Origin of the sequence: Inmirania thermothiophila, from assembly GCF_003751635.1 — a bacterium.
Classification (GTDB): domain Bacteria; phylum Pseudomonadota; class Gammaproteobacteria; order DSM-100275; family DSM-100275; genus Inmirania; species Inmirania thermothiophila.
The window spans coordinates 494520-519577 of sequence record NZ_RJVI01000001.1; the positions used below are offsets into that span (position 1 = coordinate 494520).

General features: G+C 74.1%; 28 protein-coding genes. 19 read left to right on the forward strand and 9 right to left on the reverse strand.

The annotated features are described in order from the left end of the window. Window position 1: 1 nt before the first annotated feature. Window positions 2-523 (reverse strand): YbhB/YbcL family Raf kinase inhibitor-like protein, encoded by a 522-nt coding sequence (locus EDC57_RS02355; RefSeq protein ID WP_425454782.1) that lies wholly within the window; start codon window positions 521-523, stop codon window positions 2-4. Window positions 524-679: 156 nt separating this feature from the next. Between EDC57_RS02355 and EDC57_RS02360 the strand changes: the two genes are divergently transcribed. From EDC57_RS02360 to EDC57_RS02390, 7 genes are all read left to right on the forward strand, one after another. Further along, window positions 680-1387 (forward strand): J domain-containing protein, encoded by a 708-nt coding sequence (locus EDC57_RS02360; RefSeq protein WP_123399877.1) that lies wholly within the window; start codon window positions 680-682, stop codon window positions 1385-1387. Window positions 1388-1494: 107 nt separating this feature from the next. After that, window positions 1495-2718: an amino acid ABC transporter substrate-binding protein gene (locus EDC57_RS02365; protein WP_123400886.1), complete on the forward strand. Its 1224-nt coding sequence runs from the start codon at window positions 1495-1497 to the stop codon at window positions 2716-2718. 68 nt (window positions 2719-2786) lie between these two features. Beyond that, on the forward strand, window positions 2787-3686 hold the full coding sequence (locus EDC57_RS02370; RefSeq protein WP_123399879.1) for a branched-chain amino acid ABC transporter permease: 900 nt from the start codon (window positions 2787-2789) through the stop codon (window positions 3684-3686). Next, window positions 3683-4669: a branched-chain amino acid ABC transporter permease gene (locus EDC57_RS02375; protein WP_123399881.1), complete on the forward strand. Its 987-nt coding sequence runs from the start codon at window positions 3683-3685 to the stop codon at window positions 4667-4669. Before EDC57_RS02370 ends, EDC57_RS02375 begins: the two co-directional genes overlap by 4 nt. Next, window positions 4666-5409, forward strand: a complete 744-nt coding sequence (locus EDC57_RS02380) for an ABC transporter ATP-binding protein (protein ID WP_123399883.1) — start codon at window positions 4666-4668, stop codon at window positions 5407-5409. The genes EDC57_RS02375 and EDC57_RS02380 overlap by 4 nt, the downstream gene beginning before the upstream one ends. Further along, on the forward strand, window positions 5410-6267 hold the full coding sequence (locus EDC57_RS02385; RefSeq protein ID WP_123399885.1) for an ABC transporter ATP-binding protein: 858 nt from the start codon (window positions 5410-5412) through the stop codon (window positions 6265-6267). Between the two features lie 5 nt (window positions 6268-6272). Further along, on the forward strand, window positions 6273-6566 hold the full coding sequence (locus EDC57_RS02390; protein ID WP_123399887.1) for a putative quinol monooxygenase: 294 nt from the start codon (window positions 6273-6275) through the stop codon (window positions 6564-6566). Window positions 6567-6572: 6 nt separating this feature from the next. Here EDC57_RS02390 and EDC57_RS02395 read toward each other — a convergent pair whose 3' ends face one another. Genes EDC57_RS02395 through EDC57_RS02405 form a run of 3 tightly spaced genes read right to left on the reverse strand, consistent with a single transcriptional unit; the run spans window position 6573 to window position 9295 of the window. Then, window positions 6573-6755, reverse strand: a complete 183-nt coding sequence (locus EDC57_RS02395; protein ID WP_123399889.1) for a hypothetical protein — start codon at window positions 6753-6755, stop codon at window positions 6573-6575. Between the two features lie 9 nt (window positions 6756-6764). Further along, a complete protein-coding gene (locus EDC57_RS02400) occupies window positions 6765-8561 on the reverse strand; it encodes a single-stranded-DNA-specific exonuclease RecJ (protein ID WP_245995105.1) in 1797 nt (598 codons plus the stop codon). Further along, window positions 8558-9295: a competence/damage-inducible protein A gene (locus EDC57_RS02405; protein WP_170165011.1), complete on the reverse strand. Its 738-nt coding sequence runs from the start codon at window positions 9293-9295 to the stop codon at window positions 8558-8560. Before EDC57_RS02405 ends, EDC57_RS02400 begins: the two co-directional genes overlap by 4 nt. Before the next feature lie 65 nt (window positions 9296-9360). On the opposite strand from EDC57_RS02405, the gene EDC57_RS02410 reads away from it, so the two are divergent. From EDC57_RS02410 to ppsR, 6 genes are all read left to right on the forward strand, one after another. Next, the gene (locus tag EDC57_RS02410; protein WP_123399893.1) at window positions 9361-10206 is read left to right on the forward strand and encodes a metal-dependent hydrolase; all 846 of its coding nucleotides are present in this window, start codon (window positions 9361-9363) and stop codon (window positions 10204-10206) included. Window positions 10207-10209: 3 nt separating this feature from the next. Beyond that, window positions 10210-10731: a SixA phosphatase family protein gene (locus EDC57_RS02415; RefSeq protein ID WP_123399895.1), complete on the forward strand. Its 522-nt coding sequence runs from the start codon at window positions 10210-10212 to the stop codon at window positions 10729-10731. Next, window positions 10728-11183 carry a YiiD C-terminal domain-containing protein gene (locus EDC57_RS02420; protein WP_123399897.1) on the forward strand — a complete coding sequence of 152 codons (456 nt, stop codon included), beginning with the start codon at window positions 10728-10730 and terminating at the stop codon, window positions 11181-11183. Before EDC57_RS02415 ends, EDC57_RS02420 begins: the two co-directional genes overlap by 4 nt. 73 nt (window positions 11184-11256) lie before the next feature. Next, window positions 11257-12381 (forward strand): cell division protein ZapE, encoded by a 1125-nt coding sequence (gene zapE, locus EDC57_RS02425; RefSeq protein ID WP_211331855.1) that lies wholly within the window; start codon window positions 11257-11259, stop codon window positions 12379-12381. Continuing rightward, window positions 12350-13162: a DODA-type extradiol aromatic ring-opening family dioxygenase gene (locus EDC57_RS02430; RefSeq protein ID WP_123399901.1), complete on the forward strand. Its 813-nt coding sequence runs from the start codon at window positions 12350-12352 to the stop codon at window positions 13160-13162. The genes zapE and EDC57_RS02430 overlap by 32 nt, the downstream gene beginning before the upstream one ends. Window positions 13163-13259: 97 nt before the next feature. Next, a complete protein-coding gene (gene ppsR / locus EDC57_RS02435; protein WP_123399903.1) occupies window positions 13260-14105 on the forward strand; it encodes a posphoenolpyruvate synthetase regulatory kinase/phosphorylase PpsR in 846 nt (281 codons plus the stop codon). Window positions 14106-14172: 67 nt separating this feature from the next. Here the strand turns inward: ppsR and EDC57_RS02440 are convergent, their stop codons facing one another. Then, on the reverse strand, window positions 14173-16122 hold the full coding sequence (locus EDC57_RS02440) for a hypothetical protein (protein ID WP_123399905.1): 1950 nt from the start codon (window positions 16120-16122) through the stop codon (window positions 14173-14175). 236 nt (window positions 16123-16358) lie between these two features. Between EDC57_RS02440 and EDC57_RS02445 the strand changes: the two genes are divergently transcribed. From EDC57_RS02445 to EDC57_RS02455, 3 genes are read left to right on the forward strand one after another with little or no spacing between them, the layout of a single operon-like run. Beyond that, window positions 16359-17174, forward strand: coding sequence for a pyruvate, water dikinase regulatory protein (locus tag EDC57_RS02445; RefSeq protein ID WP_123399907.1), 816 nt, complete (start codon window positions 16359-16361; stop codon window positions 17172-17174). 1 nt (window position 17175) lies between these two features. Further along, the gene (locus tag EDC57_RS02450; RefSeq protein ID WP_123399909.1) at window positions 17176-18087 is read left to right on the forward strand and encodes an ATP-binding cassette domain-containing protein; all 912 of its coding nucleotides are present in this window, start codon (window positions 17176-17178) and stop codon (window positions 18085-18087) included. After that, window positions 18087-18863: an ABC transporter permease gene (locus EDC57_RS02455; protein ID WP_123399911.1), complete on the forward strand. Its 777-nt coding sequence runs from the start codon at window positions 18087-18089 to the stop codon at window positions 18861-18863. Before EDC57_RS02450 ends, EDC57_RS02455 begins: the two co-directional genes overlap by 1 nt. A 4-nt stretch (window positions 18864-18867) precedes the next feature. Here EDC57_RS02455 and EDC57_RS02460 read toward each other — a convergent pair whose 3' ends face one another. After that, on the reverse strand, window positions 18868-19470 hold the full coding sequence (locus EDC57_RS02460; protein WP_123399913.1) for an HNH endonuclease: 603 nt from the start codon (window positions 19468-19470) through the stop codon (window positions 18868-18870). 101 nt (window positions 19471-19571) lie between these two features. Then, window positions 19572-19904 carry a TusE/DsrC/DsvC family sulfur relay protein gene (locus EDC57_RS02465; protein WP_123399915.1) on the reverse strand — a complete coding sequence of 111 codons (333 nt, stop codon included), beginning with the start codon at window positions 19902-19904 and terminating at the stop codon, window positions 19572-19574. 167 nt (window positions 19905-20071) lie between these two features. On the opposite strand from EDC57_RS02465, the gene EDC57_RS02470 reads away from it, so the two are divergent. After that, entirely contained in the window at window positions 20072-21175 is a 1104-nt protein-coding gene (locus EDC57_RS02470) for an RNA ligase (protein WP_123399917.1), read from the forward strand. Between the two features lie 8 nt (window positions 21176-21183). Here the strand turns inward: EDC57_RS02470 and EDC57_RS02475 are convergent, their stop codons facing one another. Continuing rightward, window positions 21184-21774, reverse strand: a complete 591-nt coding sequence (locus EDC57_RS02475) for an RNA ligase partner protein (protein WP_123399919.1) — start codon at window positions 21772-21774, stop codon at window positions 21184-21186. Window positions 21775-21848: 74 nt separating this feature from the next. Between EDC57_RS02475 and EDC57_RS02480 the strand changes: the two genes are divergently transcribed. Both EDC57_RS02480 and EDC57_RS02485 read left to right on the forward strand, forming a co-directional pair. After that, window positions 21849-22637: an NRDE family protein gene (locus tag EDC57_RS02480; protein ID WP_123399921.1), complete on the forward strand. Its 789-nt coding sequence runs from the start codon at window positions 21849-21851 to the stop codon at window positions 22635-22637. Then, window positions 22634-23854, forward strand: coding sequence for a bifunctional alpha/beta hydrolase/OsmC family protein (locus tag EDC57_RS02485; RefSeq protein ID WP_123399923.1), 1221 nt, complete (start codon window positions 22634-22636; stop codon window positions 23852-23854). Before EDC57_RS02480 ends, EDC57_RS02485 begins: the two co-directional genes overlap by 4 nt. Before the next feature lie 4 nt (window positions 23855-23858). On the opposite strand, the gene EDC57_RS02490 is transcribed toward EDC57_RS02485, so the two are convergent. After that, window positions 23859-25058 (reverse strand): ABC transporter permease, encoded by a 1200-nt coding sequence (locus EDC57_RS02490; RefSeq protein ID WP_123399925.1) that lies wholly within the window; start codon window positions 25056-25058, stop codon window positions 23859-23861.

The following is a 25058-nucleotide window of genomic DNA, read 5'->3' on the forward strand; positions in this document are numbered from 1 at the left end:
CTCAGCGGCGGCGGTAGGTGCCGACGAGGCGCGCCTGCTCGATCACGTGCCCCTGCATCGCGGCCTCGAGGGCCGCCTTGGTGGGGCGGCCGAGGTCCCCGAGGGTCGCGTCGAGGGCGTACAGCTTGAAGAAGTAGCGGTGGCGCCCCACCGGCGGGCAGGGGCCGCCGTAGCCGGTGCGGCCCCAGTCGTTGCGGCCCTCCCTGGTGCCTGCGGGCAGCGCTTCGGGCGTCACCGCCTCGGGCAGGCCGGCGCTCGCCGGGGGCAGGTCGTAGAGCACCCAGTGGACCCAGGTCATGCGCGGCGCCGACGGGTCCGGGGCGTCCGGGTCGTCGACGATGAGGGCGAGGCTGCGCGTGCCCGCCGGCACCCCGGACCAGGCCAGGGGCGGCGAGACGTCGTCGCCGTCGCAGGTGTAGCGCGCGTGGATCTCGTCCCCGTCGCCGAAGGCCGGCGAGGTGAGGGTGAGGGCCATCGCCTGTCCTCCCAGCAGCAGCGGCATCGCCGCGAGCAGCCATCGCATCGGGGGTCCCCCGCCCGGGTGCGCCACCCGGTCCCTACCGATATAGCACACGCCCTTGGCCACCGCCTTCGCGGTGCGGACAATGGCACCCGCAGCGGTACGGGGGAGCGTGGAATGCGCGGGCACGCGGCGACGGCAGGGGGGCGGCGCTGAGCCATGGGGGGGCGGTTCCTGCTCGTGCTGCTGCTGGCGCTTGCCCTCGGCGGCTGGATGTTCCTGCGCTGGCTGCGGCGCACGCCGCCGGAGGAGGTGGCGCGGGTGCTGCGCAAGGGCGCGCTGTGGGGGGCGGCGGGGCTGCTTCTGCTGCTCGTGGTGACGGGACGGATCCACTGGCTCTACGGGCTCGTCGCGGGCCTGCTGCCGCTCGCCCAGCGGGTGCTGGCCCTGGTCCGGCTGGCGGCCATGCTGCGTCGTCTGCGGGGGATGGTGGGCGGTGCGGGGGCGGCGGGCGCCGAGGCGGTCACCCCGTTTCTGCGGGCGGTGCTCGATCCGGCGGGCAGGGTGGTGGCGGCGCAGGTGCGCGCCGGGCGCTTCGCCGGGCGGCACCTCGCGGAGCTTGGCCCCGAGGAGCTGCGCGCGCTCCACGAGGAGCTCGCCGGCGACCCCGAGGGGCGCGCCCTGCTCGAGGCCTGGCTCGAGCGCGTGCACGGCCCCGGCCGGCGGGACGGCGGCCGGGCGGTGTCGGGCGGCGGGATGACCCGCGAGGAGGCCTACGCGGTCCTCGGGCTCGAGCCCGGCGCCAGCGCCGAGGAGATCCGCGCCGCCCACCGCCGCCTCATCCAGCGCCTGCACCCGGACCGCGGCGGCTCCGACGACCTCGCCGCGCGCATCAACCGCGCCAGGGCCGTGCTCCTCGGCGAGTAGCCCGCTGCAAGGCCGGCGGCGTTGGCCTATCATTGCGCGATGTGGCCGCACGGCCGCAGGTCAACGACAAGGGGGCCCACCCCCGACGGAGGAGAGGAGTGCACACCATGCCTTCCCGCTTGCTCATCGCCTGTGCCGCCGCCCTGCTCGCCTTCGGCGCCGGGCCGGCCGCCGCCGCCGAGGACGAGATCGTCTTCGGCGCCGCGGTCTCGCTCACCGGCAAGTACTCCACCAACGGCATGAACACCAAGAACGGCTACGAGCTGGCCGTGAAGCGCATCAACGAGATGGGCGGCGTCGCGGTCGGCGGCAGGCGCTACCGCATCCGCGTCAAGTACTACGACGACGAGTCGACCCCGGCGCGGGCGGCGCAGCTCGTCGAGCGCCTGATCAACCAGGACAAGGTGCAGTTCGTCCTCGGTCCCTACAGCTCGGGCCTGACCAAGGCCATCGCGCCGGTGACGGAGAAGTACCGCATCCCCATGGTGGAGGCCAACGGCGCCTCGCGCTCGCTCTTCAACAAGGGCTACCGCTACCTCTTCGCGGTGCTCTCCACCAGCGAGCAGTACCTGTCCAGCGCCGTGGCCCTGCTCGCCGAGCAGCTCGAGAAGACGGGGCGCAAGCCCTCCTCGGCGCGCATCGCCCTGGCGATGGAGAACGATCCCTTCTCGCAGGACGTGCGCGCGGGCATCATCGACGACGCCCGCCGCTACGGGATGAGGGTGGTCATCGACGACAAGCTGCCGCCCGAGCTCAACGACATGTCGGCCACCCTCACCAAGGTCAAGGCGCTCAGGCCCGATGCGCTCTTCGTCTCGGGCCACGCCCGCGGGGCGGCGCTTGCGGTGCGCCAGATCGCGGAGATGCGGGTGGACGTGCCGATGGTGGCCATGACCCACTGCGATTCGGCCAAGATCATCCAGAAGTTCGGCGAGAAGGCCGAGTACACGCTCTGCGCCTCGCAGTGGGACCGGCACCTCGCCTACAGCGACCGGTGGTTCGGCACCGCCAACGACTTCGCCGAGCTGTTCGAGAAGACCTACGGCTACGCCCCGCCCTACCAGGCGGCGGAGTCGGCGGCGGGCGTCCTGGTCTACGTCGACGCCATCCAGCGCGCCCAGTCCCTGGATCCGCAGAAGGTGCGCGATGCGCTTGCCGCCACCGACCTCATGACCTTCTACGGCCCCATCCGCTTCGACGAGACGGGCAAGAACATCGCCAAGCCCATGGTCCTCTACCAGGTCCAGGACGGCGCGTACCGCGTCGTGGCCCCCACGAAGTGGGCCGCGGCCAAGCTGCGCTGGCCGACCCCGCCCTGGAGCCAGCGCTGAGCCGTGCCGGCGCCTGAGCCTGCCCCCGCCCGCCGCGCCGTGGGCGGGGGCCCCGCCGGAAAGGCCCCGTGAGCGAGCTCCAGCTCCTCCTCGACGCCCCCGTGCTCGCCGTGCAGCTCGTCATCGACGGGCTGCTCGTGGGGGCCATCTTCTGTCTCGCCGCCTACGGCATGGCCCTGGTCTGGGGCGTGATGAACATCATCAACATCGCCCAGGGTGAGCTGGTGATGCTCGGCGGCTACGTCACGCTCCTCGTGGTGCAGGCGGGGCTGCCGCCCTTCGTCGGGGTGCCGGTGGCGGCGGCGGTGCTCTACGTGGTGGGCTGGGCGCTCTACCGCGCGGTGATCTTCCGCGTGGTGGACCGGGACATGTTCATCTCCATCCTCGCCACCTTCGGCATCAGTATCTTCCTGCAGCAGCTCGCCAACGAGGTCTTCGGGGCGGACGTGCAGACGGTGCGCTCGGGGCTGGGGCAGTTCTTCCTCTTCGGCGGTCTGGTGACCGTGAGCCAGATCAAGTTGGTGGCCTTCGCGGGGGCGGTGGTGCTGGCGCTGGTGCTCTACCTCTTCCTCAAGCGCTCGCGCCTCGGCCAGGCCATCCGCGCCTCGGCCCAGAACGCCCGCGCCGCACGCATCCTCGGCATCGACACCGGCCGCGTCTACGCCACCACCTACGCTCTCAACGCCGCCCTCTGCGGGGCCACCGGGGCGCTGGTGGTGATGGCCTGGGTGATCCACCCCTATATCGGCCTGCCCTACACGGTGCGCTCGTTCATGATCGTGGTCGTCGCCGGGCTGGGGAACCTCCCCGGGGTGGTGGCGGCGGGGCTGGGCCTCGGCGTGGCGGAGAACTTCGCCGGCTTCCTCCTCGGCGCCGAGTACCAGGCCGCCTTCGTCTTCTCCCTGCTGGTGGTGATCCTGGTCTGGCGCAACTGGCGTCTCGCGCGCCGGAGGCTCTACCTGCGATGAGCCGGGGGGCGCGCCTGGCGGCGGCAGCGGCGGGCGTGGCGCTGGCGCTTGCGGCGCCGAAGCTCGCCCCGGCGATCGTCACCCAGCTCGCCTTCCTGTGGGTGATGGTGCTTTTCGCCCTGACCTGGGACGTGGTCGGGGGGCAGATGGGTTACACCTCCTTCGGCAACATCGTCTTCTTCGGCCTCGGCGCCTATTGCGCGGCGGTGGTGCAGCGCGACCTCGGGCTCGGCTACTTCGAGGGCCTCGCCGTGGGCATGGCGGTGGCCGCGGTGCTGGCGGTGGCGGCGGCCTTCGTGCTGGGGCTGGGGCTGCTCGGCATCCGCGGCCACTACTTCGCCATCGGCACCCTCGGCCTGGGGATCGCCGCCGGCGAGATCGCCTCGGGCTGGGACTACGTGGGGGCGGGCTCGGGCATGGTCACCCCCCTCTATCCGGGGCCCGCGGGGGCGCGCGACGTCTTCTTCTACTACTACTTCCTGGCCCTCGCCGCGGCCTGCCTGCTGATCCTGCGCCGGCTCTACGCGGGGCGCTTCGGGCTCGCCATCAACGCCATCCGTGACGACGAGGACAAGGCCGAGGCCATGGGGCTGCGCACCCGGCGCTACAAGATCACCGCCTGGTGCGTGTCGGCCTTCTTCCTCGCCCTGACCGGGGCCGGCGTGGGGCATCTGATCGGCTTCATCGACCCCCGCGACGTCGCCTTCGCCGGGCCCACCTACGGCGTCTGGATGGTGCTGATGGCGATCCTCGGCGGCTCCGGGACCCTCTGGGGCCCCGTGCTCGGGGCCTTCGTCTTCCACGTCACCCAGGAGCTCTTCTGGACCTATCTGCTGGGCTGGCAGCGGGTGGCGCTGGGGCTGTTGATCGTGATCATCGTGGTCTTCTTCCCGCGCGGGATCCTGGGCTGGGCCCGCGAGCGCTGGCCGGAGCGGTTCGGGGAGGTGGTGGAGGAGGGGCCGCAGGGCGGAGGCGGGCGGTGAGCGCCATCCTCGAGGTGCGCGAGGTCACCAAGACCTTCGGCGGCGTCGTCGCCAACCGCGGGATCAGCCTCTCCGTGGGGCGGGGCGAGATCGTGGGCCTGATCGGGCCCAACGGCTCGGGCAAGACGACGCTGTTCAACTCCATCGTCGGCCAGCATCCCATCGACGAGGGCTCCATCCGCTTCGAGGGGCGCGAGATCTCGCACCTGCGGGTGGGCGAGATCGCCCGCCTCGGGCTCGTGCGCACCTACCAGCAGACCCGCGTCTACACGCGCATGAGCTGCATGCGCAACATGCTCATCAGCATGCCGCATCGCGAGGAGCGCCTCCGCGACCTCTTCGCGCGCTTCCCGCGCGAGGCCTACGAGGAGGCGGAGATGCTGCTGGACTTCGTCGGCCTCTACCCCAAGCGCAACCTGCCCGCGGGCGAGCTCTCCTTCGGCCAGCAGAAGCTGCTGGAGTTCGCCATGGCGCTCATGAACCGGCCGAAGATGCTCCTCCTCGACGAGCCCACCGCGGGCATCAACCCGACGCTCATCAACGGCCTCGTGGACCGGCTGCTGCGCGTCAACGAGGACCTCGGCCTCACCCTGCTGGTGATCGAGCACAACATGCGGGTGATCATGAACCTGGCGCGCTACATCTACTGCCTCGCCCACGGCGAGCTGCTGGCCGAGGGCACGCCCGACGAGATCCGCGACGACCAGCGCGTCATCGACGCCTACCTGGGGGCGCACTGAATGAAGGAGCTGTGGGAGCGGCGCGGCTACGGCCTCGGGCGGGTCGACACCGTCATCTCGGTCGACGCGGTGCAGGAGGAGGCGCGGCGGCTCGCCGAGCAGGGCCCCAGGGCCGAGGCGCTGCGGGCGCTGGTGCGCGGCGAGCCGGTGGTGGAGGTGGAGGGGCTGCATGCCGGCTACGGCAAGATGGAGATCCTGCACGGGGTCTCGCTCTACGTGGGCGACGGCCAGGCGCTGTGCCTGATCGGCCCCAACGGCGCCGGCAAGTCCACCGTGCTGCACTCCCTCTACGGCTTCACCCGCATCTACGGGGGCAGGGTGCGGGTGGGCGGGCGCGAGGTCACCCGGCTTGCGCCGCACGAGCGCCTGCGCGACGCCGGCGTCGCCTACATCCTGCAGGACAACTCCGTCTTCCCCGACATGACGGTGGAGGAGAACCTGTGGATGGGGGGCTTCCTCATGCCCGATCCGCGCAGCGCCCGCGAGGCCGCCGAGCGCGTCTTCGACCGCTACCCGCGGCTGGCGCCGCGGCGGCGCCAGCCCGCGCGGGTGCTCTCCGGGGGCGAGCGGCGGCTGCTGGAGATCGCCCGCGCCCTGGTCATGGACCCAAAGGTGCTGCTGGTGGACGAGCCCTCCATCGGCCTCGAGCCGCGCTTCATCGACATGGTCTTCGAGATCCTCGACGAGCTGCGCCGCCGCGACCGCAAGACCATCGTCATGGTGGAGCAGAACGCCAAGAAGGGGCTCGAGTTCGCCGACATCGGCTACGTCCTCGCCTCGGGCGTCGTGGTGCGCGCGGGCCCCGGACGGGAGCTTCTCGCCGACCCCGAGGTGGGGCGGCTCTTTCTCGGAGGGTGAGCGGGATGATCCATCGGCTCCTGCGCTATCGCGTGCGCGCCGACGCGGTCTGCTCGGTGGAGGATGCGGTGACGCGGCTGCTGGAGGCGGTGCGCCGCGAGGAGCCGGGCACCTTCTACCGCGTCTACCGCCTGGGCGACGGGCGCGAGTACCTGCACATCATGGGCTTCCCGGACGAGGCCGCCGACCGCCGCCATCAGCAGGCGGACTACACCCACGCCTTCGCCGACACCCTCTACGACTGCTGGGAGTCGCCGGCGGAGACGGTCGAGCTCGAGCTGTTGGGCGAGAACGGCTGAGGACGCTCAGCGCCGGCGAGGCGGCACCTGCTTCTCGAGGGCGCGGCGCAGCCGCGGCGGGTTCTTTTCCGCCTTGCTGAAGGTGACGCGGCCGTAGAGGATGCAGCCCTTCATCCCGGGATCGCAGGGGATCCCGTTGACCCGCATGCAGCGGCCGCCGCTCTCGTGTGGACAGCCCCAGGCGCCCATGGCGCCATCCTAGCCCGTCGGCGCCGCGGCCGGGATATCCCCTTGGGCGGGGGGCTGGGCCACCAGCCCCAGCACGCGCAGGGAGAGGCGGCGCAGGCCGCGGAAGTGGTCGGCCTCCGGCGTGACGAGCAGATGCGCCTGCGTCCCCGGGGCGGGCCGCGGCCCCGTCCCGGCGGCCCCGAACCAGATGGCGCGCAGGCTCCGGCCCTGCGCCTCGAGGACGAGCTGGAGATGGGCGCCCTCGGCGCCCACCGGGCGGACCGTGCCCACCCGGGCCGCGAGCTCGAAGGCCGGGGGTTCGAAGCCCCGCCCCCAGGGCTCGAGGGCGGCGAGGGCGTCGAGGAGCGGATCGTCCAGCTCGACGGCCGCCACGGGGCCGTCGCTCTCGGCGCGGGGGCCGAGGCGGGCGGGGTCGAGGCGGGACGTGGCGACCTCGTCGAAGGCCTCCGCGAACGCCTCCAGCGCGGCCCGCGGCAGGGTGAGGCCGCCGGCGCCGGCGTGGCCGCCGTAGCGCACCAGGCCCGCGCGCGGCGCGGCGGCGGCGAGGGCGTCGCGCACGTGAAAGCCGGCGATCCCGCGCACCGAGCCTGCGGCCAGCGCGGGGTCTGCGGCGTGGGGCGAGAGGCAGGCGGTGGGGCGGCCGAAGCGCTCGACGACGCGGCTTGCGACGATGCCGTGCACGCCCGGGTGGCCCCGCGGCAGCCACAGGGCGAGGCCCGCACGGCCGCGCGCCACCGCCGCCTCGGCGAGAGCCCAGGCCTCCTCGGTGAGGGCGCGCTCGATCTCGCGGCGGCGTGCGTTCTCGCGCTCGAGCAGGGCGAGCCAGCGCGCGGCCTCGGACTCGTCGCCGGCGAGGAGGAAGCGCACCCCGGCCATGGCCTCGTCGAGGCGGCCGCGGGCGTTGATGCGCGGGGCCACCGTGAAGGCGAGGTCGCGCGCGGTCACCGGGCCCTCGCCGAGGTGCGGGCGCAGCACCCGCCAGCACGGGCGTGCCCCGGCCTCGATGCGCGCGAGCCCCGCGCGCACCACGGCCCGGTTGTTGGCGCTGGTGGCGAGGCTGACGCAGTCGGCCACGGTGCCGAGCGCCACCAGGTCCAGGAGGTCGTCGAGATGGGGGGCGTCGGCGGGCAGGCGCCCGTCGGTGATGAGGCGGGCGCGCAGGGCGCACATGAGCAGCCACGCCACCATCACCCCGGCGATGGCGCGGTCGCCCCAGGCGCCCGGCAGCAGGGGGCTGACGCAGGCCGCGGCCGCTTCCGGCGGGCCGGATTCGGGCAGGGCGTGGTGGTCGGTGACGACGACGTCGATGCCGGCGGCGGCGAGGCGGGCGATGCGCTCGCCGTCGCTGCTGCCGCAGTCGGCGGTGATCACCAGCGCCGGGCGCGGCCGGGCGGCGAGGATGCGCGCGGCGACACCGTCGGAGAGGCCGTAGCCCTCGCGCAGGCGGTGGCCGATGAAGGAGAGGAGGCGCCGGTGGCCGAAGTGCCGCCCCAGGGCCTCCAGCAGCACGGCATGGGCGGTGACGCCGTCCACGTCGTGGTCGGTGACCACGGCCACGGGCTCGTCGCGCGCGAGCGCCTGCGCGAGCCGCTCCACCGCCGCCGCCACCCCGGGCAGGTCGCGCGGGTGGTCGAGGCGCGCCAGCCCCGGGCGGGCGAGCGCCGCCGACGGCAGGCGGGTGGCGGCGACGCGCGCCGCCGCCGGGGGCAGCCCCGCCGCCTCGAGGGCGGCGGCCACCGCGGGGTCGGGGGTGCGCCGGTGCAGACGCGCCCACCAGCGCCCGGTCCAGACCCGCTCCGCGGTCACCGCGCGATGCCCAGGAGCAGGCCGCGCAGCGCCTCCACCTCGGGGGGGCGCGGCGGCCGGTAGCGGATGCGCACCAGGGTGCGGTAGCCGTCGGGACGGCGCCTGGACGGGTAGATCCCCACCCGCAGCGCCGGGTGGTCGCGCACGAACGTCTCCACCGCACCCGCGATCTCCCCCTCGGGCAGGGGCAGCTCCAGCTCCTCCGCCTCCCAGCCCGCGCCGGCCTCCGGAAAGAGCCGCTCCAGCTCCGACTCCACCATGGGTTGGAGCATGTGCGGGAAGCCGGGAAAGGCGTGGATGCCCTCGAGGGCGAAGCCGGGCGCGCCGTCCGGGTTGGGGATGAGGCGGCAGCCCTCGGGCAGCATCGCCATGCGCCGGCGCTGCTCGTTGTAACGGGCGCCGAAGCGGGCGGCGAGGAGGCCGTCGCACTCGGGATGGAGGACGAGGGGGCGGCCGAGGGCGCGGGCGACACCCTCGCGGGTGCGGTCGTCGTGGGTCCCGCCGATGCCGCCCGCGACCAGGATCGGCCGCAGCCCCGCATCGCGTAGCCGCGCCAGCCACTCGCCGATCACGGCCTCGTCGTCGGGCAGGCTCAGGGCGAGGCGGGCGGGGAGGCCGAGGGCGGCGAGCCGCGCCAGCAGCCAGCGCCGGTTGCCGTCGTCGCGCTCGCCGTGGATGAGCTCGTCGCCGACGGTCACCACCGCCGGTGTCGCTGCCGGGGGTCTGCTGTCCACGGCGGCGATTGTAGCCCGCCTCGGCTATATTCGCGGCGGACGGCGCCACGAGGGAGGACCGAGCCATGACCGGAGTGCTGCTGCGCAGGGGGCTTGCCCTGCTGGTGCTCGCCACGGCGGCGCTCGCCGCGCAGGGGGCGGGGACGACGCGGATCACCTGGCTCGGACACGCCACCTTCCGCATCGAGGCGCCCGACGGCACGGTGCTGGTGGTGGACCCGTGGCTGAAGAATCCCAAGAGCCCGCTCCGGGGCGAGAAGGACCCGGTGGCGGCGCTCGGGCGGGTGGACTACGTGCTGGTGACCCACGCCCACCGCGACCACCTCGCCGACGCCACCGCCATCGCCCGCGCCACCGGCGCCCGGCTGGTGACCAACTTCGACCTCGGCAAGAACATGGTCAGGCTCCTCGGCTTCCCCGAGGCCCAGGCCGGCATCGCCACGATGATGAACATCGGCGGCGAGCTCGCCCTCGGCGCCGTGCGCGTCGCCATGGTGCCGGCGGTCCACTCCAGCGGCATGGGCAACCCCTTCGCCGGCGACCAGGGCCCCGCGGTGGTCTACGGCGGCGACCCCGCGGGCTTCGTCGTCTCCGTGCGCGGCGGGCCGACCATCTACCACTCGGGCGACACCGCCTATTTCCGGGACATGGCCACCATCGGCGAGCTCTACGGCCCCGACGTGGCGCTCCTCAGCGCCGGGGACCACTTCACCATGGGGCCGGCGCATGCGGCGCGGGCGGCGCTCGCCGTGGGCGCGCGCATCGTCGTCCCCATGCACTGGGGCACCTTCCCCATCCTCGCCCAGGACGTGGGGGCCATGGAGGAGGCCCTGCGCGGCAGCGCCGCCACCCTCATGGTGCTGCGGCCCGGCGACAGCCTGGTCTTCCAGGGGCGCGCGCTGCTGCGCTGAGGCATGGAGCGGCTCCTGCTCCTGCGCCACGCCAAGTCCGACCGCGCCGGCTGGCGCGGCGACGACCGCTCGCGCCCCCTCAACGCGCGCGGGCGCCGCGACGCCCCGCGCATGGGGCGCTGGATGGCGGCCCAGGGGCTGCGCCCGGACTGGATCGTGGCCTCGCCCGCGCGGCGGGTGGAGGAGACCGTGCGGGCGGTGCTCGCCGAGCTGGGCATCGACCCGGCGACGGTGGTGTGGGAGCCGGCGGCCTATCTCGCCCCCGGCAGCGCGCTGCTGGCGCTGCTCGCCGCGGTCCCGGGCGAGGCGCGCACGGTGCTCCTCGCCGGCCACAACCCGGGGCTCGAGGAGCTCCTGCGGGGCTTGGCCCCCGAGGAGGCGGCGGCGCTGCCCGGGGACAAGCTCCTGCCCACCTGCACCCTCGCCGTGCTCGCCCCGGCGCCCTCGCCGCCGGGCACGCCCCCGCGGCGGGCCCGCCTCCTGCGACGGGTGCGCCCGCGGGACCTGCCGGAGACCCTCCCGTGAGCGGGCCGCCGCGCGAGGCCGGCGCGCTGGAGGCCTTCCTCCACCGCGCCATCCCCGCGAGCGCGGCCCTCGGCATCCGCGTCGAGGCGAGCGACGCCGCCGCGGTGCGCCTCGCCGCGCCCCTCGCCCCCAACGTCAACGACAAGGGCACCGCGTTCGCGGGCAGCCTCTACGCGGTGGCCGTCCTCTGCGGCTGGGTGGCGGCCTCGCACGCCGCCGCCGAGGCCGGGCGGCCCGCCGCCCCGGTGGTCATCGCCGAGGCCCGCGTGCGCTACCTGCGTCCGGCGCGCGCCGACCTCGTCGCCGCGTGCGCGCGGCCGGACGCCGCCGCCGTGGCGGCGCTGGCGGAGCGCCTGGCCGCCGGGCGGCGCGGCCGCCTCGCCCTCGACGTGACGGTGGAGAGCGCCGGCGAGGCCGTGCTCGCCCTCGCCGGCCGCTACGTGGCGGGCTGAGCGCGGCGCCCGCTGGGGCGCGCCGAGGGGGGTGGTGTACACTGGCTAGGTTCACTCGGTTATGGGCCCATCCATGCGGCTTATCGATGCCTACCGCGCGCGTCTGGACCGCCTCGGCTTCGAGGCCGACGTGGCGCAGCTGCAGGCCGTGCGGCACCTGGAGCGGGTGGGACGGGCGCTGCTGGCGGCGCCGCCGCGGCAGGCGGGGGGCCTGCTCGGCCAGGCGGTGGCCGGACTGCGCGGCCTGGGGTTGCCGCTGCCGGCCCGGCGGGCGCAGCCGCCGGTGCGGGGTCTCTACCTGTGGGGCGGCACCGGGCGCGGCAAGACCTGGCTCATGGACCTCTTCTTCGAGCACCTGCCGCTGCCGGCGAAGCGGCGGGTGCACTTCCACCACCTGATGCGGGAGGTGCACGGGCGGCTCGAGGCCCTGCGCGGCACCGCGGATCCGCTGGAGGCGGTGGCCGAGGACATCGCCGCCGAGGCGCGGCTGCTCTGCATCGACGAGTTCTTCGTCGAGGACATCGGCGACGCCATGATCCTCGCGGGGCTGCTGCGGGGCCTCTTCGGCCGCGGGGTGACGCTGGTGGCCACCTCCAACACGGCGCCGCGGGCGCTCTACCGCAACGGGCTGCAGCGCGACCGCTTCCTGCCCGCCATCGATCTGCTGGAGGCGCACACGGAGGTGCTCCACCTCGACGGCGGCATCGATTACCGCTTCCGCGCCCTGGAGCGGGCGGAGATCTACCACTTCCCGCTGGACGAGGGCGCGGAGGCGGCCCTGCGCCGGGCCTTCGCCGAGCTCGCAGGCCCCGGCGCCGGGGCGCCGCGCACGCTGCAGATCAACGGCCGCGCCCTGCCGGCCCTGCGGGTGGCCGACGGCGTGGCCTGGTTCGGCTTCGCCGCCCTGTGCGAGGGGCCGCGCGCGCAGGCCGACTACATCGAGCTCGCCCGCTGCTATCACACGGTGCTGGTGAGCGGCGTGCGCGTGCTGGGGGAGGACGACGAGGACGTGGCCCGCCGCTTCATCGGGCTGGTGGACGAGCTCTACGACCGCGGCGTCAAGCTCGTCTGCTCGGCGGCGGCGCCGCCCCAGGGGCTCTACCGCGGCCGTGCGTTGGCCTTCGAGTTCCGCCGCACCGCGAGCCGTCTCACCGAGATGCAGACCCATGCCTACCTCGCGCGGCCCCACCGCCCCTGAACCGCCGGTCTGGTTCCTGAGCCACGGGGCGCCCACGGCGCTGTACGAGCGCGACGGCGTGGCCGGGTTTTGGGCCTCGCTGCCGGGGCGGCTCGTCGCGCCGCCGCGGGCCCTGCTGTGCGTGAGCGCCCACTGGTGCACGGCCCACCCGGCCATCGCCGGGGCGGGTGCCCGCCCTGGGGTGCTGCACGACTTCGCCGGCTTTGCGCCTGCGCTCTACGAGGAGGACTGGGCGGCGGGCGGCGACGACGCCTGCCTCGAGGCCCTGGCGCAGGCCCTCGCGGCTGCGGGCATCCCCTATGAGCGGGTGCCGCACAGGCCCTACGACCACGGCGTCTGGGTGCCGCTCAAGGCCGCCTGGCTCGAGCCGCCCATGCCGGTGCTGCAGCTTTCCGTGTGCCCGCCGCGCGACGGCGCCTTCCACCTCGCCCTGGGGCGGGCGCTGCGGCCGCTGCGCGGGGCGGGCTGGCTCCTCGTCGCCAGCGGCGGCATCGTGCACAATCTCGCGGCGCTGCGCTGGGACGCGCCGGAGGCGGCGCCGGAACCCTGGGCGGAGGCCTTTGTCCATGCGGTGGAGGCGGCCCTCGCGGCGGGGGATCTCGAGGCCCTGGCCGAGCCCCGGGCCCTGCCCGGCGGGCGCCGGGCGCACCCGAGCGTCGAGCACTACCTGCCGCTGCTCGTGGCCGCCGGGGCGGCGGGCGGGCCGATGGCGGCCCTCTACCGGGGCTGGCGCCACGGCAGCCTCGCCCTGCACGCCTACGGGACCGACGCCGTCAGGTGAGCAGCGCGACCACGGCCGCGCCGAGGCCGAGGCAGATGGCGCAGGCGAGGGCGAGCTTCAGGGCCAGCAGCAGACGCGGATGCATGGGGGCACTCCGATGGCGCAGGGCACAGAGGCAAGGCCGACGCCGCGGCCCGTTTTCTTCGTCTCGGACCGCACCGGCATCACCGCCGAGACCCTCGGCCACAGCCTCCTCAGCCAGTTCGAGGGGGTCGACTTCCAGCCGCGCACGATCCCCTTCGTGGACACGGTGGAGAAGGCCCGTGCCGCGGCCGCCGAGATCGACCGCGCGGCCGCGGCGAGCGGGGTGCGCCCGCTCGTCTTCTCCACCCTGGTGGACGCCGAGATCCGCCGCACCGTGGCGGCGAGCCGCGGCGTCTGCTTCGACTTCTTCGACGCCTTCATCGGGCCGCTCGAGCGCGAGTTCGCCACCCGCTCCAGCCACACCATCGGGCGCACCCACGGCCTCGTGGACCTGCAGGCCTACCAGGCCCGCATCGAGGCCGTCAACTACGCCTTGACCCACGACGACGGCCTGGGGACCGGCGGCTACGACCGCGCCGACCTCATCCTGACCGGGGTCTCGCGCAGCGGCAAGACCCCCACCTCGCTCTATCTCGCCATGCACTTCGGCGTGCGCGCGGCCAACTACCCCCTCACCGAGGAGGACCTGGAGCAGGCGCGGCTGCCCGAGGAGCTCGCGCCCCACCGCGACCGCATCTACGGCCTCACCATCGATCCCGAGCGGCTCGCGCAGATCCGCGCCGAGCGCCGCCCCGGCAGCCGCTACGCCTCCCTCGAGCAGTGCCGGCGCGAGATCCGCCAGGTGGAGCGGCTCTACCGCATGGAAGGCATCCCGGCCTTCGACACCTCGCGAAGCTCCATCGAGGAGATCGCCACCGCCGTCATCGAGCGCGCCGGCATCCGCCGGCGGCTGTTCTGAGGCGCAAGAAAGAGGGCGGGGCCGAGGCCCCGCCCGCGGCGCCCGTGGCGGCGTCGCCGCCGCGGGGCTACTGGACGTGGATGTAGGTGGACTTCCACTGGTTGCCGGCGTCGCGGAACTGCACCGCCAGGTGCCATGCTCCGTCGGCGATGGTCAAGCCGGAGGTGTCGAGGGTGACGCTCTGCTGCGACGCGGGCACGGTCGTGGTGACCTTCGAACTACCGCTCGAACTACCGCTCCAGAGCTTGACGCGGACCTTGTCCACGCCCCTCGCGCCCTCCGGCAGGGTCCAGGAGACCGTGAGCGCGGTGCCCGGTGTCCACGCGGCGAGCTCTTGGGGCGTGGGGCTGACGATCCGGGCGAAGTCCTCTTGCGAAAGGCTCGCGGGAAGGACGCCCGTGAGATCGACGGTCACCGTCTCGCCGACGGGGTTGCCGATGCAGGCGTCGCTCGTGTCGTCATATCCGTCATGGAACGAGACCGTCCACTCCGCGTCGGGCGCGACAGGCGTCGTGCCTTCGTCCACCGCGATGTCGAAATAGGTCTCGTCGTAGACCCCGCTCCACGGGCTGTGCAGGGACCAGGTGGCGGGATCGAAGTCGCCGAAGAGCTCCTCGACGGACGGATTGTCCTCGACGGACGGATTGTCGTCGTCGTTGGCGTGCCTGCGGACCACGCCGGGGCCTTGGAGCTGGACGCATCGGATGCGCTGGGATGGGTCGCGTGCCGGCGCACGCACGTCGATCTCGACCTCGTTCTCGAACCACTCCTCGACTTTGGGGGAATCGCCCGGGGTGATGGAGCGGTGCCACTCCGGTGCGGGGTAGGCGCCGGAGACGTAGGCCTCGCGCTGGTTGCCGATGACCTTCCAGCCGTCGGCTTCCTTGCGCAGACGTATCTGCACCCGGATCGTGTCCTCGTCATCCTTGAGGACGAGGACGAGCTCCGCCTCGTCCGCCGGCGTTCCCTCGCGGTAGAAGTCCTCGTGGTAGGCGGCGACGTTCCAGGCGACGATCCGGGCCTGGTGCGGCGTCCCGCCGGGGGGCTGGATGACGTCGTAGAAGAGGCGCTGCTTGACCCCCAGGGCCATGCTGCTGTCGGCGTCCTCGGGCGTGGTCTCGCCGCTGTTCCACGGGGCGCCGTCGTGCAGGAAGAGGTCCTTGTCCACGTGTGCGTCCGGCCCCGGATCGGTCACCGCCGTCGCACCGGTGAGCCATGCGTTGAAGGCGTCGACCACCGTCCCGATGGCCTCGATGTCCGCCGGGGTCAGGCCAGGGAGGCTGCCGCCGCCGTCGAACGCCGGCGTGTCGTCGTGCCGTGCGAAGTCGTCGGTCGCGATGAGCGTGCCGTCCACCAGCTCGATCACGGCCCGGCGAGCCGTGCCGTCCACCTGGACGTCGAGCAGGTCCAGGACTGCGTCGAGGCCGCTGTGGTCGGCGGTGAAGGCGGCTTTGCGGAGGTCGTCCACGGAGATGCCGAGGGCGTCGAAAAGCGGCTGGAGCAGGCTCAGGACGCCCTCTTCGGCGGCCTCGATGCCGGTCTCGACCGTTGCGGCCCGGTTCGTCCACTCGTCCCAGACGCTGTCCGGGGCGTCGCCTGCGGCGTTGCCCAGGATCAGGTCCGTGAGGGGCGTGACGTTGATGGTGCCGCCGATGTCGTCGGCGGTGGCCACCGAGTGCCACTGGCCGCACTTTCCGCCCGCGCAGCCGAAGGCCTGCAGGGCGATGGGCGGCTCCATGCCGCTGACGTCGAGGGTGTAGCCGCCGTCGTCCCCGATGTCCGCGTAGGCCATCTGGCCGTTGCGGTCCTTGGCGCGCACGACGCCGTCGATGGGTGCGCCTGCGGCGGCGGTGCCGCTCAGGCTGGCGGCTGCGACGGAGCCGCTGCCGCCGCCCCCTCCCCCTCCATCTGCGGTGGAGCCGCCGCCTCCGCCGCAGCCGGCCAGGGCCAGGGCCACGGCCGCGGCGAGGGCACGGAGGCGCAGTCGGGGTGTCGCATCGGGGGGCGTTCGCTGCATGGTGTGGATCTCCCTTTCACACGCGGTTCGGCAGGATGCAGGGCACGACGCGCCCGTTTCCCGGACACGCCCCTGCCCGTATCCCGTTTACGGCGGCCCCCGCCGGAACTGGATAGGAAGATGCCACTGGAGCGTGTAAGAACAGGCCTACAGCGCGGGCGCCGCGGTTCCCCGGGTGGCGCGAGGGGCGCCGATCGCGCATCATCCCGCAGGGATCGGGAGGGACCGGTTCGGGCATGCGAAGGACCGTCTTCTTCATCTCGGGGCGCACGGGGATCACGGCGGAGACGCTGGGGCACGGGTTGCTGTCGCAGTTCGAGGGCATGGAGTTCGAGCAGGTGCCGCTGCCCTACGTGGACACGCCGGAGCGGGCGGTGGCGGCCTGCCGGCGCATCGACGCCGCGGCCGAGCGCGACGGTGTGCCGCCCATCGTCTTCAGCGCCCTCGCCGATCCCGTCATCCGCGACCGCGTGCGCCGCGCCCGCGGCGTGTTCTTCGACGTCTTCGACACCTTCATCCGCCCGCTGGAGCGCGAGCTGGGGGTGCGCGCGCTCTCCGCCCCCGGCCGCTCCCACGGGCTCGTGGACTATCAGGCCTACATGGCGCGGGTGGACGCCATCAACTACGTCCAGATGGGCGACGAGGCCGACCCGCGCCACCTCGATCGGGCCGACGTGGTCCTGCTCGGGGTCTCGCGCAGCGGCAAGACGCCGGCCTGCGTCTACCTGGCGCTGCAGTTCGGGATCCGCGCCGCCAACCGCACCCTCACCGAGGCCGAGCTCGAGGCGCAGCGCCTGCCGGCGGGGCTGGAGCCGTACCGCGACCGGCTCTTCGGGCTCACCGTCCGCCCCGAGCGGCTGGCGGAGATCCGCGCCGGGCGCGCGCCGGGCTCGCCCTACGCCGATGCCGAGCGCTGCCGGCGCGAGGTGGAGGCGGCCGAGACCCTGTTCTGCAACGAGGGCATCCCCTGCCTCGACGTCACCTGCATGTCGGTGGAGGAGATCGCCTCCACCGTGATCGAGGCCCGCGGCCTGCGGCGGCGGCTCTACTGACATGGACGCGGTGGTGCGCGGCGAGGGGCTGGTGAAGCGCTTCGGCACCCGCTGCGCGGTGGCGGGGATCGATCTCGCCATCCCGCGCGGGATCTGCTTCGGCATCCTCGGCCCCAACGGCGCCGGCAAGACCACCACCCTGCGCATGATCCTCGGGCTGTCGGTGCCGGATGCGGGCCGGCTCGAGGTGCTGGGGCTGCCGGTGCCGGCGCAGGCGCGCGAGGCGCGGCGGCGCATCGGCGTCGTCTCCCAGGCCGACAACCTCGATCCGGACTTCACCGTGGAGGAGAACCTGCGGGTCTATGCCAGCTACTTCGGCATCGGGCGCGCGGAGCTCGCGCGGCGGCTCGAGGGGCTGATCGCCTTCGCCGAGCTCGGCGAGCGGCGTGCCACCCGCATCGAGACCCTCTCGGGGGGGATGCGCCGCCGCCTCGCCATCGCCCGGGCGCTGGTGAACGATCCCGATCTCGTGGTGCTGGACGAGCCCACCACCGGGCTCGACCCGCAGGCGCGCCACCTCATCTGGGCGCGGCTGCGCGAGCTCCGCCGCGCGGGCAAGACGCTGCTCCTCACCACCCACTACATGGAGGAGGCCGAGCGGCTGTGCGATGCGCTGGTGGTGATGGACCACGGCCGCATCCTCGACCAGGGCAGCCCGGCCGAGCTCGTCGCCCGCCACGTGCCGCCGGAGGTGGTGGAGATCCACGGCGAGGCGCCGCGGCTGGGGGCGGTGCTCGAGGGGCTCGAGGGCGTGGAGGTGGAGCGCACGGGCGACGCCGTCTACTGCTACGCGCGCGACGCCGGGCCGCTGCTTGCGCGCCTGCGCGGCGAGCACGACCTCGTCTACCTGCACCGCCGCGCCGGCCTCGAGGACGTCTTCCTGCGCCTGACCGGGCGGGAGCTGCGGGACTGATGGACTGGGGGCTGCCGAGGCCGGGCCGGGGGGCGCTCGCGGTGTGGCGGCGCAACCTCCTCGTCTGGCGCAAGCTCATGGGGGCGAGCCTCACCATCAACTTCGGTGAACCCTTCCTCTATCTGCTGGGCCTCGGCTACGGGCTCGGCTTCTTCATCGGCGACATGGCCGGGATGCCCTATCTCACGTTCCTCGCCACCGGCGTGGTGGCGGCCTCGGCGATGCAGACGGCGACCTTCGAGGGGATGTACTCGGTGTTCACGCGCATGGTGCCGCAGCGCACCTACGAGGCCATGCTGGCCGCGCCGCTCACCGTGGACGACATCCTCGCCGGCGAGCTGCTGTGGTGCGCGAGCAAGGGGCTGCTGAGCGGGGTGGCGATCCTGGTGGTGGCCGCGGCCCTGGGGGCGGTGGGCGGGTGGGGCGCGCTGTGGGTGATCCCGGTGGTGTTCGTGGTGGGGCTCTGCTTCGCCGGGCCGGCGCTGGTGATGAGCGCGCTCTCGCCCAACTACGACTTCTTCGTCTACTACCAGACGCTGGGTCTCACACCCATGTTCATCCTGTGCGGGGTCTTCTACCCGGTGGACACCCTGCCGCCGGCGGTGCAGACCGCGGTGCAGGTGCTGCCCCTGACCCATGCGGTGGCGCTGGTGCGGCCCCTGGTGGCGGGGCTGGCGGTGGACGACGTGGGGTTGCACCTCGCGGTGCTCCTCGCCTACGCGGCCGCGGGCTACTACCTCGCCGTGGTCCTCGTGCGCCGCCGCCTGCTCGTGTGAGCGCTCAGGCCGAGGCGATGCGTCGCGCCAGCCGCGCGTGCAGCGGGCTCGAGCGCGGGAAGTGGGCGAGCAGGAAGGCCATCTGGTCGGCCAGCACGCGCCGGCCCTGGAGGTAGACGTACTCGGCGTGGGTCGGGGTGAAGGGCACGGCGAGCAGCGTCATCCCCGCCTCCTCGGGGGTGCGTCCCGCCTTGTGGGTGTTGCAGCGTCTGCAGGCGGTGACGACGTTGTTCCAGCTGTCGGCGCCGCCGCGGCTGATGGGGGTGACGTGGTCGCGGGAGAGCTCCGCGGCCGGGAAGCGCCCGCCGCAGTAGAGGCAGAGGTAGGCGTCGCGCTTGAACAGGGCGCGGTTGTTGAGGGGCGGGACGTGATCGCGCCAGGCCCGCTCGCGCGGGTGGCCGTGGGTGGCGATGATGGAGCTGACCTCGATGAGGCTGCGCCGGCCGCTGCGGGCGTTGATGCCGCCGCGGATGCGGTAGAGCAGGGTGCCGCAGCTGTAGGCCACCTGGCCCAGATGGTAGAGCCGTACCGCCTCGCGATAGTCCACCCACTCCAGGGGCATCCCGGAGGGATCGGTCCGCAGCACCTGCTGGGCAAGGTCCGCCATGCCGCCACCCAATCTAGCACGCATGCGCCCGCGCGCGCATGCGGGTCCGATAATCCTTGGGCAGCGCCGGCGGCGCGAGGTTCGCGCCGCAGGGTGCGGGCTCAGACGCAGCCGGTGGGCTTGGGCAGCCCCGCGATGCGGCAGGCCTGCTTGGCCGGCCCGTAGGGGAACAGGCCGTAGAGATAGCGGCTGTTGCCCTTCTCGGGGCCGTAGGTCTTGGCGAAAGACTTCTGCAGCTGGCGCACGTTGGGCACGGTGCCGGTCTCCTCGTAGCCTTGGCGCAGGAAGCGGATCACCTCCCAGTGGGCCTCGGTCAGCTTCAGCCCCTCGCGCTCGGCGAGGGCCTCGGCCAGGGACTCGCTCCAGTCCGAAAGGTTGCGCAGATAGCCCTCGGCGTCGGTCTCGATGCGGCGCCCGTCGATCTCGAACTCCATGCCGGCGTTCCTCCTCGCTGCGGGATCCCCCCGGCGCGGTACCGGGGTCTCGGGACGGAAGCTAAATCCGAGCGCCCAGCCAGGAATTGACCCAGGTCAAGCGGGAGCGGCATCCACCCCCCGCTATACTCCACCGGGGATAGGCGAAGCCGCGAAGGAGCGGGCGCATGGCAGGGAGCGGGATGGCCGCGCTGCGCGAGGCCGCGGGCGCGGCGGGCAAGCTCGCCGCCGAGGAGCACGAGGGGCTGCGCTACGAGCGCCTCGTGGACGACTGGCACGGGCTCGCCCGCGGCACGGTCTTCGCCGCCGGCATCGTGATCCCGGGCTATCCTCCCATCCCGCGCATCCTCCGCCTCGCCACGGGCCTTGCCGAGCGCTTCCCGGGCCCCTTCCGCGTGGAGGAGAAGATCGACGGCTACAACGTGCGCTACGCCCTCGTGGAGGGGCGGCTCCTCGGCTTCAGCCGCGGCGGCTTCGTCTGCCCCTTCGCCACCGACCGCGGGCCGGAGCTCTTCGACCCGGCGGTGCTGGAGGAGGCCCCGTCGCGGGTGCTCTGCGCCGAGCTCGCAGGCCCCGGCAATCCCTACAACATCGGCCGGCCTCCGGATCCGGTCGCGGACGTGGCCCTCTACGCCTTCGATCTGCTCGCCACGGACGGTTCCGGCTTCCTGCCCGCCGGGGAGCTGGATGCGCTGGCCGCGGCGGGGGCGGTGCGCCGCGCCCGCCTCCTCGGCCGGCACACCGCGGCGGACGTCGCCGCGCTGCGGACCCTGCTGCACCGGCTCGATGCGGAGCGCCGCGAGGGGGTGGTCTTCAAGGAGGACGGACCCCAGGGGCGGCGCGCCAAGTACACCACGGCGCGGGTGACGGTGGACGACCTGCGGGTGACGGGGGCGGAGCTCCTGGACCTGCCGCCGTGGTACTTCACGGGACGGCTGCTGCGGCTTGCGCTCTTCGTCGACGAGGAGGGGCTGCCGCGGGAGCGGCTCGCCGCCGAGATGGGGACGGCGCTGCTCGAGGGGATGCTGGATGCGGTGGCGCAGGTGCGCGACCACGGCCGCGTCGAGCACGCCTTCCGCTGCCGCTTCCGCGCGCGGGCCAATGCCGAGCGCTTCGCGGCCATGTTGCGCGGGCGCGCCGCGGTGCAGGTTCTCGTCGACGGCATCGAGCCCGACGCCGAGGGCTACCACGTCCTGCGCTTCCGGCGCGTCTACCCGGCCATGACCGGGCTGCTCGCCAACGTCCTGCGCGGCGGCGCCATCGAGGACTGAACGCGGCCTCAGGGCGCGAAGTGCTCGATCCGGTTCTCGAGGATGCGGCGGAAGTGGCGCGGGTCGATGATCTTGACCCCGAGGCGGTCGGCCCAGCGCAGCAGGCCCTCGTCCGCCGAGACCACCACTCCGTCCACCTCGTAGGCGAGCAGGAGCACGTCGGCGTCCTCGCGGCTGTCGACGATGCCCTTGCGCAGGGCCTCGCGGTAGCGCTCGCGCAGGTGGTGCATGAGGCGCTCGGCGTCGCCCGCATCGACGCTCCGCCCGGCCAGGCGCATGTGCTCCTCGGCGATGCGCAGGCCGCGGTTGATGCGCTCGCGCACCTCCTCGATGAACTCGTAGAGGATCTCGCTCGGCAGCTGCATGCCGAAGCGGCGCGGCGAACGGATGTAGACCACGGTCTCGAAGTCGGCGGCCACCTCGGCGAGGTCGCGCATGCGCCCGAGCTCCTCGTAGACCGAGATCGGCATGTAGAAGCGGGCGTGGGCGCGGGGGGCGAGCGCGACGAAGGCGGTGATGGCCCCGTGCGGCTCGTCGGCGAACTGCGCGTAGACGTCGGGGTTGGTGAACAGGCTGGTGTCGAGGACGTAGCTCTCCATCGCCGCCGCTCCGCCTTCGCCTGGGGCGAGCATAGCACGGCGCAGGCGGGCGCCGCGGCTGCTAGGATGGCCCCATGTGCCTGATCCTCGTCGCCCACCGCGCCCACCCGCGCTGGCCCCTCGTCATCGCCGCCAACCGCGACGAGTTCCGCGACCGCCCGGCGGCGCCGGCGGCATGGTGGCGCGAGGACGCGCGGGTGCTCGCCGGGCGCGACCTCGCCGCCGGCGGGACCTGGCTGGGGGTGCGCCGCGACGGGCGCTGGGCCGCGGTGACCAACGTCCGCGAGGGCCGGCGCGGGCGGCATCCGCGCTCGCGCGGCGAACTCGTCGCCCGCTACCTCCTCGGCGATGCGCCGCCGCGGGCCTTCCTCGCCGAGGCCCTCGCCGGGGGGGCGGCCTACGGCGGCTTCAACCTGCTCGTGGCCACCCCCGACGAGGTCCTCTACGGCTCCAACCGCGGCCACGGCATCCACGCCCTCGCCCCGGGGGTGCACGGCCTCAGCAACGGCCGCCTCGACGCCCCCTGGCCCAAGGTGCGCAGGGGGCGGGAGGGCCTGCGGGCGCTGCTTGCGGGCGAGGGCCCGCGGGTCGAGGCGCTGATGGCGCTGCTTGCCGACCGTCGCGAGGCGCCCCCGGAGGCGCTGCCGGATACCGGCGTCGGCCCCGAACGGGAGCGGCGGCTTTCACCGCTCTTCATCGTCGGCGCCGACTACGGCACGCGCTGCTCCACGGTCCTGGTGGTGGACCGGGAGGGGCGGGCCTGCCTCGTGGAGCGCACCTGGGACGGCCGCGGCGAGGCGGTGGGCGAGTGCCGCCACGAGTTCGAGATCCCGGCCTTTGCTGCGGGGGAGGAGGTGTCATGACGCGATCGATCCGGCTCCAGTTCGACAACGGCCGCGGTGAGCGCCTGGGCGCCGTCCTCGACCGGCCGCTGGGGCGGCCGGTGGCCTACGCGCTCTTCGCCCACTGCTTCACCTGCGGCAAGAACCTCAAGGCCGCGGCGCACATCGCCGCGGCGCTGGCGCGGCAGGGCATCGCCACGCTCCGCTTCGACTTCACCGGCCTCGGCGAGAGCGAGGGCGAGTTCGCGGGGACGGGCTTTCTCGCCAACGTCGAGGACCTCGTCGCGGCCGCCGAGTACCTCGCCGCCGAGCACGGCCCGGCGCGCATCCTCGTCGGCCACTCCCTGGGCGGTGCGGCGGTGCTTGCGGCCGCGGCGCGCGTGCCGGAGGCGGCGGCGGTGGCCACCATCGGCGCGCCCGCCGACCCGGCGCACGTGACCCATCTCCTGGGCGATGCGGTGGAGGTGATCCGGCGCGAGGGCGAGGCCGAGGTGCGGCTTGCGGGGCGCCCGTTCCGCATCCGCCGCCGCTTCCTGGAGGACCTGGAGGCGGTGGACCTGCCGGCGGCCGTCGCCGCCCTGCGCCGGCCGCTGCTGATCCTGCACTCGCCCCGCGACACCGTGGTGGGCATCGACAACGCGGCGCGCATCTTCCAGGCCGCCAAGCACCCGAAGAGTTTCGTCTCCCTGGACCGCGCCGATCACCTGCTCAGCGACGAGGCCGACTCGCGCTACGTCGGCACCGTGATCGCGGCCTGGGCCGCGCGCTACCTGGAACACCACCCCGAGGAGCAGGCCGAGGCCGAGCCCGCCGTCAACCAGGTGGTGGCCCGCATCGGCCGCGAGCGCTACCTGACCGAGATCTGCGCCAACGGCCATGCCCTGCTCGCCGACGAGCCGGTGCGCGTCGGCGGGGGCAACCGCGGGCCGAACCCCTACGATCTCCTGGTCTCGGCCCTCGGCGCCTGCACCGCCATGACCCTGCGCATGTACGCCGACCGCAAGGGCTGGCCGCTGGAGGCGGTGGAGGTGCGTCTCGACCACGCCAAGATCCACGCCCGCGACTGCGAGCGCTGCCAGGAGAAGGACGGCATGGTGGACCGCATCGAGCGCGAGATCGTCCTCGAAGGGGCGCTGGACGAGACGCAGCGGCAGCGCCTGCTCGAGATCGCCGACCGCTGCCCGGTGCACCGCACCCTGCACGGCGAGGTGGAGGTGCGCACCCGGCTGGCCGGCTGAGCCCCTACTCGCCGCGCAGGGCCTCCACCGGGTCGAGGCGGGCGGCGCGCCGCGCCGGCCACACGCCGGCGGCGAGGCCGATGGCGAGGGCGGTGGCGGCGGCCGCGGCGAGATAGCCCCAGGGCACGTGCACCGGCAGCCCCGGCAGCAGCCGCGCCGCCGAGAGCGCGAGGAGCAGCCCGCCGGCGATGCCGGCGGCGGCCCCGGCGAGGGCCACCGCGGCGGCCTCGCCGAGAAAGAGGGCGAGGATCTGGCCGCGCCTCGCGCCCAAGGCACGCAGCAGTCCCACCTCGGCGGTGCGCTCGGCGACCCCGATGGTCATGATGGTGAGGATGCCGACGCCGCCGACGAGGAGGGAGATGGCGCCGAGGGCTGCGACCGCAAGCTGCAGCACCTCGAGGACCGAGCCCAGGACCTCGAGCATCTGCGTCTGGGTCACGAGGGTGAAGTCCTCGCCCCCGTGCCGTGCCAGGAGCAGGCGGCGCACCGCCGCCGTGACCCGCTCCACGGCCAGCTCCGGCCGGTAGAGGAGATCCACCTCCATCAGGCCCTCGCGATCGAACATGGCGAGGGCCCGCCCCACCGGGATGTAGACCGCATCGTCGAGGTCGAAGCCGAGGAACTGCCCCTTGGGCGCCATGACCCCGACGACGCGGTAGCGCTCGCCGCCGATGCGCACGCGCCGCCCGAGGGGGTTGACCGCCGGGAAGAGGGCCGCGCGCACGCGGGCCCCGAGGACCGCGAAGGGGCGCGCCCGCCGGGGGGGATCCGCGGGCAGGAAGCGGCCTGCGGCGACGGCGAAGCGCCACACCGCGGGCAGGTCGGCGTCGGCCCCGAAGACGAGCACCCGCCGCGAGCGCCCACCCGCCTCCACCGCCGCGTTGCCCTGCACGAAGGGCACCGCCGCCGCCACCTCCGGCAGCCGCTCCAGCGCCTCGGCGTCCTCCAGGGTGAGGGGCCGCACCGTGTTGATCACGGCCCCGGAGATGCCCAGGGTCGTGGTGCGCCCCGGCACCACCGCCACGAGATGGGTGCCGAACTGGGTGAACTCGGCCAGGACGTAGCGGCGCAGGCCCTCCCCGAGGCTGGTCAGGACCACCACCGCCGCCACCCCCACGGCGATGCCGAGGGCGGTGAGGAGGCTGCGCGCGCGCCAGGCCCGCAGGCTGCCGGCGACGAGGGCGACGGCGTCGGCGGCGCGCAC